Annotated in this window: 1 protein-coding gene; it reads left to right on the forward strand. The window is 76.1% G+C overall.

What is annotated here, in order from left to right; translation table 11 throughout:
• The coding region (locus tag ACSW7Y_RS17200; protein ID WP_438127438.1) for a glycosyltransferase family 2 protein at window positions 1-1079 on the forward strand (1079 nt) is incomplete at its 5' end.
• Window positions 1080-1361: the final 282 nt, after the last annotated feature.

The raw sequence follows: 1361 nt of genomic DNA on the forward strand, positions 1-1361 counted from the left end.
CCCTGGACCCGACCGAGACGGCGGGTGCCCTGCGCGCCCTGCGTGCCACGGGCCTCCCGGCCGCCCCGCAGGGACCGACCGTCGGTCGGATCACCGTCGTCGTCGCCACACGCGACCGACCGGAGGACGTCCGCCGCTGCGTCGCCTCGGTGCTCGCGTCGGAGTGGGACGACCTCGAGGTGATCGTCGTCGACAACGCGCCGAGCTCGGACGCGACCCGCGCGGTGGTCGCGTCGTTCACGGATCCCCGGCTGCAGTACGTCCTGGAGGCCCGTGCCGGGGTCTCGCGCGCACGGAACGCCGGTCTCGCGGCGGCTTCCGGCGACGTGGTCGCGTTCGTCGACGACGACGTGGTCGTCGACGCCTGGTGGGCCGCGGCGCTCGCCGCCGCCTACGCCCGCGACGCGGACGTCGTCTGCGTGACGGGGCTCGTGCCGAGCGGGGAGCTCCGGACGCCGACGCAGCGGTACTTCGACGAGCGGGTGACCTGGGCGCGCAACACCGAGCGCCGGGTGTACCGGACCTCGGCGCCGCCGGCGGACCTCCCGCTGTTCCCGTTCTCGGTCGGTGCGTTCGGCACCGGCGCAAACATGTCGCTCCGGCGCACGGCGGCCCTCCGGCTCGGCGGGTTCGACGTCGCCCTCGGCCCCGGGACCCCGGCACGAGCCGGCGAGGACCCGGACCTCTTCACCCGCGTGCTGTTCTCCGGAGGGGCGCTCGCCGTCGAGCCGTCGGCGATCGTCTGGCACAAGCACCGTGCGGACCGGGAGGCCCTGCGTTCCCAGGCCCTCGGCTACGGCACCGGGCTCGGAGCGTGGGTCGCGAAGCTGATGAGTCGCCCGGGCACCGCGCTCGCCGTGCTCCGACGGGCCGTGGGTGCACTCCGGCAGCTCGGGGCGCTCGGCCAGGGGAGCGGGGGGGGTCCGGACCAGGTGTCGGCGGCGGTGGACGCGGTCGGCGGCTGGCCGGTGGACGACGAGTTCCGCGCGGCGACGGCCGGACTCAAGCGTGCCGAGCTCACCGCGGCGCTCGGCGGTCCGTGGCGGTACGTGCGCGGGCGGGTCGCGGCGCGGCGCTAGCGCGGGCCGGGCGGTCGGGTCGGGTGGGGTAGTCGGTCGACGAAACGCGCGCGCTTCGACGTCCCGCGCGTCGATCGACGCGTGCGATGTCGCCCGATGCGCGCGCATCGGGTTGCGGTCCACGGGCCCGACGTTGCGCGTGTCGATCGACGCGTGCAACGTCGCGTCGGTGTCGGGCGATCACGCGTGCGCGGGGTCGGGGCCGGTCGTCGTTGCGGAGCGACGCCGCCGTTGTCGCACGACGACGGCGCGGTCGTCCGTTGCGTGCGCGGGGTGTTGCGC

Origin of the sequence: Curtobacterium flaccumfaciens (genome assembly GCF_051548005.1) — a bacterium.
GTDB lineage: Bacteria > Actinomycetota > Actinomycetes > Actinomycetales > Microbacteriaceae > Curtobacterium.